We start from the raw sequence: 14998 nt of genomic DNA on the forward strand, positions 1-14998 counted from the left end.
GTCATGTGTAATCGGGCTAGTATATCAAACAGTGTTAGTTCGGTACTATATCTAAGATCACATAAGTGATTTGTCTAAACCGCATCATTACAAAATTAAACAAACATAATGTGGCAAATTAACAATAAAATAAAAATAACATAGCCGCGTTATTAGGAGCCTGCAATGTCTGACCCTTACCACATACTGATTAGCAAATTACGCCAGTCCATTGATGAAAAACGTATTATCACCGACCCAACGCTCACCTTAGCTTACGGTACGGATGCCAGTTTTTATCGTTTAATCCCAAAATTGATTTTACAACTCGCTAATTTAGACGAAGTGGTATTGGTAATTAAGACTTGCTATGACATGGCGATCCCAGTGACCTTCCGCGCAGCAGGCACTAGCTTATCAGGACAAGCCTTGTCAGATTCAGTACTGATCATGCTTACCTCTGATTGGCGCGAACATAAAGTATTAAACAACGGCGAACAGATCTGGTTACAACCAGGCATTATCGGAGCCGAAGCGAATAAGATCTTAGCCCCTTACCAACGTAAGATCGGTCCAGATCCAGCCTCTATCAACACCTGTAAAATTGGTGGTATTGCTGCAAACAATTCATCAGGTATGTGTTGTGGTACTGCGCAAAACAGTTACCAAACCTTAGCGGGCATGACAGTTGTACTAGCCGACGGTACGGTATTGAATACCTTAGACAATTACAGTGTTGCACAGTTTAAAATGAGTCATAGCGAGATGCTTGATGACCTGACTAAACTAGCGCAAGCATGTAAAGACAATTCCGCATTGGCAGAAAAGATCAGCCACAAATATCGCCTTAAAAACACCACTGGTTATAGCCTTAACTCATTAACCGATTACAGCGATCCAATTGATATATTACAGCATTTGTTTATTGGCTCGGAAGGCACATTGGGCTTCATTGCCGACGTTACTTACAATACGGTGATCGACCATAGCTTTAAAGCCACAGGTCTGTATTTGTTTGCCGATATTGAACAAACCTGTTTAGCCGTAAGCGCACTTGCTAACACCAGCATTGCAGCTGTAGAGTTAATGGATAACCGCGCCTTAAATTCAGTTGCAGACAAACCTGGGATGCCAGACTTTATTACCCAACTTGCCGCCGAACACAATACCGAAGCCGCGGCATTATTGGTTGAAATCCACGCTGAAAACGAAACATCGTTAAATCAACAAATCGCTGAAATCAGCACTTTGATTAATCAATTCAATCCTACTGAAGCGGTTGAGTTTAGTACCGATACCAAGATCTATAATCAATTATGGGCAATCCGTAAAGAGCTATTCCCCGCAGTGGGCGCGGTACGTGAAGTGGGTACAACCGTAATCATCGAAGATGTTGCCTTCCCTATTGAACAATTGGCCGCAGCGGTACGTGACTTAGAGATCCTATTTAAAAAATACCATTATGATGAAGCAATCATCTTTGGTCATGCGTTAGCAGGTAATTTACACTTTGTATTTACCCAAGCATTCGAAACAGAAAAAGAGATTAATCGTTACAGTGGTTTCATGGACGATGTGGCCCAGTTAGTCGCGGTCGAGTATCAAGGTTCATTAAAAGCCGAGCACGGTACAGGCCGTAATATGGCACCGTATGTCGAGCTTGAATGGGGCAGCGAAGGTTATGCCTTGATGCAAGAGATCAAACGCATCTTTGATAAAACGGGAATTTTAAACCCTGGTGTGATCTTAAATGATAATAAAGACAGCCACATCACCGATTTAAAAATCATGCCAGCAGCAGATGATATTATTGATAAGTGTATTGAATGTGGTTTCTGTGAACCGGTTTGCCCGTCGCGAGAATTATCGTTAACGCCCCGACAACGTAATACCGTATATCGTGAGATCAGCCGCTTACAACGCAGCCAAGACGATCCAGCACGTCTGGCCGAATTAGAGAAGTCATTTAAATATTTAGGTATTGATACCTGCGCCGCAACAGGTTTATGTGCAGAACGCTGCCCAGTGGATATTAATACTGGAGACCTGATCCGTAAGTTACGCCAACAGCATTCCCCAATCGCCAATGTTATCGCGCGTTGGAGTAGCGATCACTTTGCTGGGTTAACCACTGCCACGCAAGCTGGACTTAGTGTGGCTAACGGTATTCATACTGTTTTAGGGTCCAAGGCAATGCGCACTGTTACCAAAACCACCCGTAAACTCAGTGGCGGCGCAGTACCATTATGGACGCCGAGCATGCCAAAAGCAGCAGGTAAAGTGAAGTTATTAGCAAGTGATGGTCTGGCGCATAAAAAAGTCGTCTACTTTCCAAGTTGTGCAGCACGTAATATGGGCACTGCGAAGAATGCCATGGATAACCGCCCACTTGCTGAAGTGACGCAAGCTGTATTACAAAAAGCTGGTATCGAAGTAGTTATGCCAAGCAAGTTATCAGAAAAATGCTGTGGTATGCCGTATAAGAGTAAAGGTTTTGTGGATACAGCCTTGAGCAAATCAGCGCAGTTAGAAGCCGCATTATGGGAAGCATCAGAGCAAGGTAAATTACCGATATTAATGGATACTAGCCCGTGTGCGAGTACCAGTATTGAGCTGATGACCAAAGACATCTCGATTTATGAACCATTCCGCTTTGTGGCTGAGTTCGTGATGCAGCATGTTGATATTATCCCGCAACCAGAGCCTGTGATGTTGCATATTACCTGTACCTCACGTAAGCAAGGTTTAGCGGGTGTAATGGAAAAAGTCAGCCGTGCTTGTGCGCAACAAGTGATTATTCCCGAAGATATTCAATGTTGTGGTTTTGCTGGTGATAAAGGCTTTACGACACCAGAGCTTAACGCATCGGCCTTGTCACCATTAGCACGTCAAGTTCCGAGTAATTGCAGTGAAGGTTATTCGAATAGCCGTACTTGTGAGATTGGTTTATCAGAGCACAGTGGTATTGAATATCGCTCGATATTGTATCTGGTAGATAAAGTAAGTGAAAAACGAATTAGTTAGAAGCTCGCTTTAAACGAGTAATAATAGATAAGCAGGTCAATGGCCTGCTTATTCATTCAGTAAACCAAGTAAAGGTTAACGTAGATCTGTACGGTGAATACCGTAAATCGCATGATCGACTATCTCGCCATTAACGTTTTCAGCGTTACTAATAATGCCTTCTAACGCCATATTCAAACGCTCACAGACTCGACGACTTGCGATATTGTCGACAGCGGCACATATCTCGACTTTGTCCATATCCAACTCAGAGAATGCGTATTCAATTAAAAAACTCACCGCTTTAGTCACTATGCCCATACCTTGGTATTTTTCACTTAACCAATAGCCAATTACAACTTTTTTAAGCTCCTGATCAATACGGTTAAAACTGATATTACCCACCACCGTATGCTGATAAACCAACGCACAACTCATCGACTTACCTTCTGCATATCCTTGCAAGGATTTACGGACAAACTCAAGAAAGAAGGCTTCATTATCGGCATTAGTCGCCCACGGTAACCATGTTGATAAATACGCACGTTCCGCCGTAACAATATCTAAATAACGACGAGCGAATGACGGCTGCACAATCGCTAATTGTAAGTCTGGATCAACATTTAATGTGAACATTTGTCTCTCGCCCTAGATAATTAATATATCTCCATACTAGGATTTATTAATACCTCGAACAAGGTAAATTCGACAATATTGCATAAAAAAGAGAGCGGCCTTGATCTAGGCGGAAGAAAAGAAGATATTTTAGATACAAGATAGCAGGCAAATGTCCGAAGCTGGACATTCGGTTATGGTTCGGTCCATCTCAGTTTAATTAGGCTTGGGTATAACTAATAATATTGTGGATTGTCACAGCCTTTCCCGTCAAATTACGGTAACCGTGCTGCTGGTCAGCATTAAACTTAATACTCTCTCCTTGCTTCAAAATATGCCATTCCAGTTCAGTACCCTCTGGAGTCTTCGCTAAGAAGTATTCCATCGCACCGTCAACAGCAATAATATGCTCAACTACCCCCGTATTATGCGGTGCCGAGATATGCGATCGTTGGGGATCTAACGTGATCTGGAATACTTCAATCTTAGTCAGTGCGTCATAAGGGAATAGTGTCACTATGTGAATATCTTGCTCACTATTTTCCAATTTATTTATCGGTTTATTGGCCGGCTGTGTTTGTGCCAAATCAGTCAAAAAGTAAGAAAGTGGTAACTCAAAACCATTGGCAATATTCCATAATCGCACCACAGTTGGACTTGATTCACCGCGCTCAATTTGCCCTAGCATGGCTTTTGATACGCCAGTGTATTGACTGGTTTTGTCTAAACTCCAGCCTTTGTTACTACGCGCAGTTTTAAGACGCGAGCCTAAAGATGCATGAATATTGATAATAATGTCCTTTGTGATAGCACAACCCATTGTGCGTTATAACATACAGTGTTACTTTATCGAGATGTGGCGTGCGTTATTGCGCACAAAGACTTTATCACGAAATCGATAATTGGAGAAGCGGTGACAATGACCAGCACAATTTTAAATAGAATAAACATGGGGTTTATTGCTTCTTTAATCGGCTTTACCAGCTCTATCGCTTTAATATACCAAGCGGCTTCGAACCTCGGTGCAGACATAGTGATGATATCAAGTTGGGTCTTTGCGTTGGGGCTTGGTATGGGGCTCTCCTCTATTGGCCTATCACTCTATTACCGCACCCCTTTGTTAATCGCATGGTCGACACCCGGAGCAGCACTATTAATCACCAGTACCCAAGGCTTTAGCATTAACGAAGCTATCGCAGCCTTCATTTTCTCAGCCTGCTTAATTACCCTGTCTGGTATATCCGGTTTATTTGAAAAATTAATGAACCGCGTGCCCTTACAAATCGCCAGTGCCATGCTAGCTGGGATCTTACTGTCGTTTGGCATCGATGTATTTAATGTTATGAACGAGTCCCCGCAGCTTGTCGGTCTCATGTTTATTACCTACTTAGTCAGTAAATCATTGATCCCGCGATTTGCCATGCTCGCGGTTTTAATGGTGGGAATTATGTCTGCATCGATGCAAGGATTCTTTATCGTACCAGATTTAGAATGGAGTTTCGGACAACTTATTTATATTGAACCTGAATGGAACTTAGCCGCGCTAATCAATATCGGTTTACCCTTGTTTCTGGTCACGATGGCAACCCAAAACATGCCCGGTATCGCCATTTTAAAAGCCCATGGTTATCACGCGCCGGTATCCAAATTAATGACGGTAACAGGCATGACCAATATGCTCATTGCGCCCTTTGGTGGTTTCGGTATTAATTTAGCCGCGATCACCGCGGCAATCTGTATGTCAGAAGAAGCTGACCAAGATCCGAAAAAACGCTATTGGGCAGCGGTGAGTGCAGGGGCGTTCTATTTGTTAATGGGAGTTTGTGCGTTAAGCCTCATGACCTTATTTCAAGCCATGCCCTCAGCCTTAATATATGCATTAGCCGGGACAGCCCTCTTCTCTACAATTGGCAGTAGTTTGCAACAAGCTTTTGTTGAATCACCTTATAAAGAAGCGGCACTAATGACCTTTTTAGTCACCGCATCTGATTTTACCTTGTGGCATATTGGCTCGGCATTATGGGGCATTACGGCTGGGTTAATCACCATAGTGATTTCAGGGCTAGTAACAGCGAAAAAATCAGTATCCGCTAAAGCATAAACCAAATAGATATCTAAGCTGTATCTTCGCTTTCAAACCAGCGATACACAATACCCGCTAAGATAGCGCCGACGATCGGGGCAACCCAGAATAACCATAACTGCGACAGTGCCCAATCGCCTTGGAAAATCGCGACACCAGTACTACGAGCAGGATTAACCGAGGTATTGGTGACTGGAATAGTGATTAAGTGGATCAAGGTTAAACCAAGACCAATTGCAATCGGTGCAAAGCCTTGTGGCGCACGTTTATCCGTTGCCCCCAGGATGATGATTAAGAACATGAACGTCATGACGATTTCTGTCACTAATGCCGCCACTAGCGTATAACCTCCTGGTGAATGTTCACCATAACCGTTTGATGCAAAACCAGCAGAAGCATCAAAACCAACTTGACCACTTGCGATCAAATATAAGATTGCAGCTCCGGCAATACCCCCTAATACTTGCGCAAAAATATAAGGCCCAAGCTCTGCAGCAGAAAAACGACCGCCAGACCAAAGCCCGATTGAAACAGCAGGGTTTAGATGACAACCCGAGATATGCCCAATCGCAAACGCCATGGTTAATACGGTCAAACCAAATGCCAGTGACACTCCTAATAATCCGATACCGACATCTGGAAATGCAGCGGCTAACACAGCACTACCACAACCGCCTAGAACTAACCAAAATGTGCCTATAAACTCAGCAGCCAGCTTTTTTGTTAACGTCATGATTAAATCCATATAATAGTGTCAAAACATTAATTGAGGATAGTCTAGAATGCCGATTTTGCGCCCATGTTAACTTGCCCTTGCCACATTAAATCAGCACCAAATTGTTGCTTATACTTCATAATACACCCTGTAATATCGTGATTGACTGTTAAAAATATAGCATTGCCACTGTTTTATCCTCATCTACAGGATCACTTTTTCAACAAAAAACTATATACTCCCCTGCTCAACCGCCCTTTGGTTTCATAATACGAGAGACAGATATGCTGCACCAGACGTTACAACACTATTTTGGCTATGATCAATTTAGAGAAGGCCAAGAAGCTGTCATTAACAGTATTGTCAGTGGCAATTCAAGTGCAGCAATCTTTCCAACTGGCTCAGGTAAATCATTATGCTATCAGGTATCAGCCTTACACTTACCTCATTTAACCTTGGTCATTTCACCTTTATTAGCCCTAATCCAAGACCAGCTATTGTTTTTAAAGAAACATAACGTCGCGGCAGCTAAAATTGATTCGAGCATGTCAGTCGATGAAGTCAGAGATACCATGTCAAAAGTTCGTGAGGGCAAAGTAAAGATCTTAATGATTTCGGTTGAACGCTTGAAGAATGAACGCTTTCGTAAATTCATCAAGCAAGTACCAATTTCATTATTGGTGATCGATGAAGCCCACTGTATTTCAGAATGGGGACACAACTTCCGCCCCGATTACTTAAAACTACCGCAGTACCAAAAAGAGCTAAACATTAAACAAGCTTTATTATTAACGGCAACTGCGACACCTGCAGTGATTAAAGATATGGAAACTAAGTTTAATATCAAGCCAGAAGATATTATACAAACTGGTTTTCATCGCGCTAACCTTAGCTTATTAATGCACCCTATTGCCCAAGACAAAAAACTACATGCGCTAACTCGCTGGCTAGGTAAAAAGGCCGGACAAGCATCCATTGTCTATGTCACCTTGCAAAAAACCGCAGAAGAACTAGCCAGTGCCCTGCAACAAACAGGTATTGAAGCCGTGGCTTATCACGCAGGCATGCCCACCGAGATACGCGAAGAAGTACAGCAAAACTTCATGCGTAATGGCATCGACTGTATTGTTGCAACCATCGCCTTCGGGATGGGTATCGATAAAAGCAACATCCGTAACGTCGTGCATTTTGATTTGCCTAAATCCATCGAAAACTACAGTCAGGAGATTGGCCGTGCGGGTCGTGACGGTAATGATTCACAATGCTTAGTATTAGCGAATCTAGATAACCAAAGCATTCTCGAAAACTTCGTTTACGGTGATACACCCGAGCTCAATGGCATTGAAACGGTACTTGCCGAGATCCAAGCCAGCGGGACTGAATGGGAACATACTTTATACGGGTTATCGATGAGCAGTAACTTGCGCCAAGCCCCATTAAAAACCTTACTGGTGTATTTAGAAATGCAAGGCATCATCAAGCCTCTGTATTCGTATTTTGCCGAGTACCGCTTTAAATTTTTGAAAGAACCGGCGCAAATACTCAGCCAGTTCACTGATGAAAAACGCGTGTTTATTGAAGAAATATTTAACGCATCACCAGCGAAACGAACTTGGGCAACGGTTAACTTCGAACGTATGAGTGAAGGTTACCAAGAACAGCGGAGCCGCGTGATCACCGCGCTGGAATTTTTACATGAACGCAATAATATTGTCCTTGAAAGCAAGCTAATGACCGATGTATATCAGATATTGAATTCTCGTTTTGATAGCCAGCAATTAGCCGAAACTCTGCATCAACAATTTTTGCATAAAGAACAAAGTGAAATAAAACGCGTGCATGCGGTAGGCCAATATATTCAGAGTTCACAATGCTTGAGTAAAGGTTTATCAACCTACTTTGGTGATGATAATGCGCCAGAAAAATGCGGTACTTGCTCTGTCTGTCAGGGACGTATTGCACAATTGCCGCAACCACCCAGCATGCCTCCACTATCAATAGAGCACGTTGTCGAACTAAGCCAAGCATTTATTAATGCTTGCGACAAACAGCCTACGCCAGTATTAATCACGCGTTTCTTATCCGGTATAAGTACACCGTTATTTATGAAAATGAAAGCGAAGAAGATCAGTAATTTTGCCGCGCTGCAAGCCTATCCTTATCAGCAGGTATTAGATCTGATTAGACACAGTTGAAAAAACTAAATCGAGAGCATAACAAATATGCTCTCGATTTTAGTTAGAAGACGTTTAGTTCAGTGATTCTATCGGCTACATCACCTTAGACAGTGCCAGTTTACGTGCGACTTCTTCCGCTAATGCATCCAGCCATTCGTATCGTTTACGGTACATCGCGCGTTTAGTACGTTTAATGTCTTCTAGATTTTTGCGTATTTCTAGAGGACTTAATTCATAAAGGCTTTCATTATATTTTTCGGCACCCAATGATTCCCAATGCGCATCATAATTAGAAGTGACGGTTTTCTTTTTATATCGGTTGCATTGGTATATATGAGCTTTGTTATTGACCAGTAAAAGACGCTTTACATCCCAAACATTGGCAATGATGGTAAGCATCTTAATCATCATGTCCTTGGGTCTTTGCCCGTGATGCTGCTTAGTAAAGTATTTGATACGTTCATTTATTTCTGGCGAACTCTTAGGGCCTTGTAAGCCACCCACTATTATCGTTCTACCTTCACCAATATTATCACTCACACTGAAGGTGAGCGCATAGAAAACGTTGCCAGTCTCATCGAGTAACTTTAAACCCAAATCACCTTCTTTGTGATTCTTTGCACAATAGCCAAGTGAAACACTATACTCTTGCTCACCAACAAGAAATCGGGTGACTTCTAACCCTTGCGCTGAACTGTACATAGTGAGAGCCGTTTTTTCCGGTAACTGTTCAGTAATAAAATCATAGTGCTCACAAATCAGATTAATTCGTTCAACAGTCCCATTCGTGATATCGACGTAAGGACGAAATATTTTTTGTAAATACTTAGGGTGCTGTTCTAATAATAAATCAAGGTAAGGTGCTTTGATTGCCGCTTGTAGTTTATGGAAATGAGAACGATATGCAAGTGCTTGTAATACAAACTTCAAGCGATAAAACCAGCGGAACTTACGACGTCTAAACGTATTTTTATCCGAGTCAGAAAAAGCGACACCGCTTAATTCGATGAGATTTTTAGTTCGCATTTTATACCTTACTGCTGATGAATAGTTAACACACGTCACACTTTGGTTACATTTAACCACAAAAAGGTGATCGGAATGCAATATTTGATATTTAATTCTATCAATAATGAATTTATAAGTATATAGAATGGCTAAATGGCTTTTATATAGAGTTAGGTAAGGAAAATCTGGAGTGCAGTTAAGGGCCGTAATAACAGAAAATAGGACAGTATAATCGAGGCAAAAAAAAAGCATGACATTTACTGCCATACTTTCTTTAAACTTGATTCTTAAATTAAAGCACAATTACTAATTCGTTAATCAATAGCATGTAACCCATGAATAAAATAACGAACTAGCAAGTCGTAAACAATAATTACACTAATTTTTTAAGTTCGTTCGCAACAAACTCAACCTGTGGGCCAACCACAACCTGTACTGCTGTTTTACTTGGCTTGATTACACCCGGAACATGGCGCTTAAGTTCAGCATCATTGACTAGGCCAGAGTCTTTAACTTCAAGACGTAAACGTGTCGCACAATTATCAATATGGACAAGATTATCTTTGCCGCCTACCAATTCTAAAACTTTACCTGCAACGTCAGCATGTGAAGCTTTACCCGCTTTAGCAGGAGCCGCCGCTTCGTCACCAGCGTCTTCACGACCCGGTGTTTTAAGGTCAAACTTAACAATGATAGTACGGAATGTTACGTAGTAGATTACGAAGAATGCAGCACCTTGAACAAGTAACATATACCATTGTGTTGCTAATGGATTACCTGAAGACAATACTAAGTCAACCAGACCCGCACTGAAACCAAAACCGGCCATCCAATGCATCGAGGCTGCGATGAATAGCGAGAGACCCGTTAGCACGGCATGTATTACATAGAGTACAGGAGCAACAAACATGAATGAAAATTCAATTGGTTCTGTTACGCCCGTGAAGAATGCCGCAAAGCCAGCTGCCATCATGATTGAGGTAACGCTTGCTTTATTTTCAGGTTTAGCAGTATGAATGAAAGCCAATGCAGCACCTAATAGACCGAACATCATGATTGGGAAGAAACCAGCTTGATACATGCCTGTCACACCCGGTACAGCCGTGCCTTCTGCAATTGATTTAGAACCAGCTAAAAAGTTAGGTATATCGTTAATACCTGCTACGTCAAACCAGAATACAGAGCTTAATGCATGGTGAAGACCAACAGGAATAAGCAGACGGTTAAAGAACCCATAAAGACCCGCACCCGCTGGTCCCATATCTTTAATGCCAATACCGAAACCCACTAAACCATCAAAAATCATTGGCCATACATACATAAGCACGAATGAAGCCCCCATCATAACAAAAGATGTTACGATAGGAACAAGACGACGACCACTGAAGAACGTGAGGGCTTTTGGTAATTCAACTTCACTGAAACGGTTATACAATTCAGCTGAAATAACACCCACTAGAATACCAATAAACGGGTTTTGAATTTTAGCAAATGCAGCGGAAACTTGATCAACATCCACACCTTGGATTGCAGCTACTGCAGCCGGTGAAAGCAATGTGGTTACGACTAAGAAGCCAACAAGTCCAGCAAGTGCCGCTGAACCGTCTTTATCTTTTGACATGCCGTAAGCAACACCGACAGCAAATAGAAGGGCCATATTATCAATAATAGCGCCGCCTGATTTGATAAAGAATGCAGCAAATATATTGTCACCACCCCAAGCAACTGGATCAATCCAATAACCAATACCCATTAATATAGCAGCAGCAGGTAGCACTGCTACAGGAACCATCAGTGCTCGACCGATTTTTTGTAAATAGCTAAACATACAGCCATTATCCTTATTTAAGTTTAAATCCAAATCAATGTTTTGTTCTTGTTATGAAACTGTTCAAGTTCCATTAAAAGAACAGACTTTTTACTTACGCCATAACTTATTTCGTAATGTAAAGTAAGAACGATTGAATGACAAACGTAATTCACCTTTAATTCATTACACTGTGATCTATTTCAACCATTTGAGCATAAAAAGACAAGTTTTGATGGCTGGATCCTAAAACTTAATTTACAATTTAAAAAAAGTATCAATTACCATTAAAAAATTATAGAGAGTAACGCATGAGATTAATTCCTTTACTTACCCCTGCTCAAGTTGGTCGCTGGAGCGCTGCTTACATCGCTAACAAGATTAACGCATTCAACCCAACTGCAGACAAGCCGTTTGTATTAGGTCTACCAACTGGCGGAACTCCTCTAACAACCTATAAAGAGCTAATCAAGTTACACCAAACTGGTGAAGTTAGCTTTGAACACGTTGTTACTTTCAACATGGATGAATATGTAGGTATAGATAAAGATCACCCAGAAAGCTACCGCACATTCATGTACAGCAACTTTTTCAATCACGTAAACATTCAAGATAAAAACGTTAACTTACTGAATGGTAATGCTGACGATCTGGATGCTGAATGCCAGCGTTATGAAGACAAAATTAAGAGCTACGGTCAAATTAACCTATTCATGGGTGGCGTTGGCGTTGATGGTCACATCGCATTTAACGAACCAGCTTCATCACTGGCTTCACGCACTCGCATCAAAACACTAACAGAAGACACGCGTATTGCTAATTCACGTTTCTTCGATAACGATATTAGCCAAGTGCCAAGACTCGCGCTTACCGTTGGCGTAGGCACACTATTAGACTCACAAGAAATCTTAGTGTTAATCACAGGTCATAATAAAGCCCAAGCACTTGAAGCGGCTGTCGAAGGTAGTGTTAACCACCTTTGGACAATCTCTGCACTACAGTTACACCCTAAATCAATCATTGCGTGTGACGAACCAGCAACGATGGAATTAAAAGTGAAAACTGTACGCTATTTTAAAGAGCTAGAAGCGGAAAACATTCAAAGCTTTATTACGGAGTAAGTCCATGTATGCACTCACTAATTGCACTATCTATACAAACGACAGTGTGTTAACTGAGCACTGTGTAATTGTCGATGGTGAATACATTCATGACCTGGTTGCTGTCGCAGATTGCCCAGCAAATATCGAACGTATTGACCTTGCCGGTGCAAGCTTAACTGCTGGTTTTATTGATTTACAACTCAATGGTTGCGGTGGTGTATTGTTTAATACGGATATCAGTATTAACACCCTTGAAATCATGCAACAAACCAACGAGCGCTTTGGCTGTACTAGCTACTTGCCAACATTGATCACGGCTACCGATACAGAAATGAAGTCTGCGATTGATACGATGACGGCGTATTTAGAAAAACACAGCAACCAAGCACTCGGCTTGCATTTAGAAGGTCCTTACCTGTCTACAGCGAAGAAAGGCATTCACAGTATTAACCTTATTCGTCGCAGTGAACAAACGATGATCGACCATATCTGTACCAATAGTGCAGTAATCAGCAAAGTAACCTTAGCGCCAGAAAATACTGACGCGGCACACATTGCACAGTTAACCGCTGCAGACGTATTAGTATCAGTTGGCCACACGAACGCAACGTACACCGAATGCATGCAAGGTTTTGAAGCTGGTGCGCGTTTTGCGACGCATTTGTTTAATGCCATGAGCTCAATTACGGGTCGTGATCCAGGTGTTGTTGGCGCAATTTACGATCATAAAGAGGTTTACGCCGGTATTATCGTTGATGGCCACCATGTCGATTACGCGAATGTACGTATGAGCCATAAGTTAATGGGCGAAAAATTAGTCTTAGTGACTGATGCCGTCGCGCCAGCGGGGGCCAACATCGAATCTTTTGACTTTGTTGGCACAGAAGTGTTCTATCGTGATGGTAAATGTGTTGGTGCCGATGGTACACTAGGCGGTTCAGCATTAACGATGATCGAAGCAGTTGAAAATACAGTGAAATATGTTGGCTTACCGCTGGCAGAAACACTGCGTATGGCAAACCTATACCCAGCAAAAGCAATTGGTGTAGCAGATAAACTTGGTAGCATTGCAAAAGGCAAAGTTGCGAATTTAACAGCCTTCAATGCCGACTTCACCGTTATCAAAACGATTGTAAACGGAAAAGTGAAAAGCTTCTAATTATGAAACATAGCCCAGTCGCCAATATTGAATTTATTAAACAAGTAAATACCGCTTCTGTTTATCGCCTTATCGATGAACAAAAGCAAATTTCACGTGTCGCTTTAGCAAAACTAAGCGAGCTAGCGCCTGCAAGTATTACGAAGATGGCACGTCAATTAATGGCGGCAGGGTTAATTAAAGAAATTGCACAGCAAGCCTCGACAGGTGGTCGACCAGCGATATCACTGACCTGCGAGATAGAAAAATTTGTCTTTGTAAGTAGTAAACTTGGTCGTAACAATTTAACCATCGCATTGCATGATATTGCAGGGACTAAGCTCACTACTTACCGTGTTGCTTTAGACACTGCACCAGACAACAATGTGATCCCATTTTTATTAGCACAGATTGCCGATTTCATCGACGCTAATATCAATACTGATTTACAACGTTTGATCGCCATTGCAGTGACATCACCCGGTTTGATCGACCGTGAATCAGGTACCATAGTGTATCTACCAAAACACAATCTAAAAGATATTCCACTCGGAAGCCTACTCACCAAAAAGTTTAGTGTTCCCGCGTATATTGCCAACCACACCCAATCGCTGTCATTAGCTGAGTTGTACTTTGGTGCAGCGCAAGATTGCCAAGACAGTGTGTTACTGTCCGTTCATGATGGTGTTGGTTCGGGTATCATTAATAACGGTAAAATCTTTACCAACCACAATAATCAAGTAGGTGAAATAGGACATATTCGCATTGATCCTCTCGGTTTACCTTGTCATTGTGGCAGCCATGGTTGTTTAGAAACGATAGCCTCTAATGAAGCGATCCTTAAACAGATAACAGGGTTAATTAATCAAGGTCACGAAACCAGCCTCACGATCGAAGGCTTAACTATCGAAGGCATCTGTAGTGCCGCAAATAGCGGTGACGAATTAGCCATACAAGTATTACAACGCGTGAGTAAATTACTCGGTCAAGCAATCGCAATCATCGTTAACTTGTTCAATCCACAAAAATTGTTAATCAAGGGCGAGATTGTCGCAGCAAAAGAATTAATCTTCCCGATTATTGAACACAGTGTACAACAACATGCTTTAGGTAGTTTTGTACCAAACGTAGTGATTAACGAAGCACAGTTTCAAAATGAACCCTCTATGGCCGGCGTAGCGTTAGTCCGAAAAGCGCTATTGGAAGGTAGCCTGCTCAATCATATCATTCATGAATATGATAATAGCTAACGTAATTTCAGAATGAATAATCCGCCTTAAACTCACCAATACAGTTTAGGACGGGCTCATTTCTAGCGTTATCATTTTTACTTTTATTTGCTATAATCTCCTACTCAGCGTTGCTGATGA

11 protein-coding genes are annotated in these 14998 nt (G+C 41.9%); 6 read left to right on the plus strand and 5 right to left on the minus strand.

Going from position 1 to position 14998, the window contains the following annotated elements; all coding sequences use genetic code 11:
- The first annotated feature begins 165 nt into the window (after positions 1 to 165).
- Positions 166 to 3003: an FAD-binding and (Fe-S)-binding domain-containing protein gene (locus tag HWV03_RS16700; RefSeq protein ID WP_211676915.1), complete on the plus strand. Its 2838-nt coding sequence runs from the start codon at positions 166 to 168 to the stop codon at positions 3001 to 3003.
- A gap of 75 nt (positions 3004 to 3078) precedes the next feature.
- Here the strand turns inward: HWV03_RS16700 and HWV03_RS16705 are convergent, their stop codons facing one another.
- A complete protein-coding gene (locus tag HWV03_RS16705; protein WP_211676916.1) occupies positions 3079 to 3618 on the minus strand; it encodes a GNAT family N-acetyltransferase in 540 nt (179 codons plus the stop codon).
- 199 nt (positions 3619 to 3817) lie between these two features.
- On the minus strand, positions 3818 to 4417 hold the full coding sequence (locus HWV03_RS16710; RefSeq protein WP_211676917.1) for a helix-turn-helix domain-containing protein: 600 nt from the start codon (positions 4415 to 4417) through the stop codon (positions 3818 to 3820).
- A gap of 99 nt (positions 4418 to 4516) precedes the next feature.
- Between HWV03_RS16710 and HWV03_RS16715 the strand changes: the two genes are divergently transcribed.
- On the plus strand, positions 4517 to 5698 hold the full coding sequence (locus tag HWV03_RS16715; protein WP_211676918.1) for a benzoate/H(+) symporter BenE family transporter: 1182 nt from the start codon (positions 4517 to 4519) through the stop codon (positions 5696 to 5698).
- Between the two features lie 13 nt (positions 5699 to 5711).
- Here HWV03_RS16715 and aqpZ read toward each other — a convergent pair whose 3' ends face one another.
- Positions 5712 to 6413, minus strand: coding sequence for an aquaporin Z (gene aqpZ / locus HWV03_RS16720; protein WP_211676919.1), 702 nt, complete (start codon positions 6411 to 6413; stop codon positions 5712 to 5714).
- Between the two features lie 266 nt (positions 6414 to 6679).
- Here aqpZ and HWV03_RS16725 point away from each other — a divergent pair, with 266 nt between their 5' ends.
- Positions 6680 to 8590 (plus strand): RecQ family ATP-dependent DNA helicase, encoded by a 1911-nt coding sequence (locus HWV03_RS16725; RefSeq protein WP_211676920.1) that lies wholly within the window; start codon positions 6680 to 6682, stop codon positions 8588 to 8590.
- A gap of 75 nt (positions 8591 to 8665) precedes the next feature.
- Here the strand turns inward: HWV03_RS16725 and HWV03_RS16730 are convergent, their stop codons facing one another.
- Positions 8666 to 9598 (minus strand): VirK/YbjX family protein, encoded by a 933-nt coding sequence (locus tag HWV03_RS16730; protein WP_211676921.1) that lies wholly within the window; start codon positions 9596 to 9598, stop codon positions 8666 to 8668.
- Positions 9599 to 9953: 355 nt separating this feature from the next.
- On the minus strand, positions 9954 to 11408 hold the full coding sequence (gene nagE / locus HWV03_RS16735) for an N-acetylglucosamine-specific PTS transporter subunit IIBC (protein ID WP_211676922.1): 1455 nt from the start codon (positions 11406 to 11408) through the stop codon (positions 9954 to 9956).
- A gap of 290 nt (positions 11409 to 11698) precedes the next feature.
- Here nagE and nagB point away from each other — a divergent pair, with 290 nt between their 5' ends.
- Genes nagB through HWV03_RS16750 form a run of 3 tightly spaced genes read left to right on the plus strand, consistent with a single transcriptional unit; the run spans position 11699 to position 14878 of the window.
- A complete protein-coding gene (gene nagB, locus HWV03_RS16740) occupies positions 11699 to 12508 on the plus strand; it encodes a glucosamine-6-phosphate deaminase (RefSeq protein ID WP_211676923.1) in 810 nt (269 codons plus the stop codon).
- A 4-nt stretch (positions 12509 to 12512) separates the two neighbouring features.
- Positions 12513 to 13649 carry an N-acetylglucosamine-6-phosphate deacetylase gene (gene nagA / locus HWV03_RS16745; protein WP_211676924.1) on the plus strand — a complete coding sequence of 379 codons (1137 nt, stop codon included), beginning with the start codon at positions 12513 to 12515 and terminating at the stop codon, positions 13647 to 13649.
- 2 nt (positions 13650 to 13651) lie between these two features.
- On the plus strand, positions 13652 to 14878 hold the full coding sequence (locus HWV03_RS16750) for an ROK family protein (RefSeq protein WP_211676925.1): 1227 nt from the start codon (positions 13652 to 13654) through the stop codon (positions 14876 to 14878).
- Positions 14879 to 14998 lie beyond the last annotated feature (120 nt).

Source organism: Moritella sp. 36 (assembly GCF_018219415.1).
Lineage (GTDB): Bacteria > Pseudomonadota > Gammaproteobacteria > Enterobacterales > Moritellaceae > Moritella.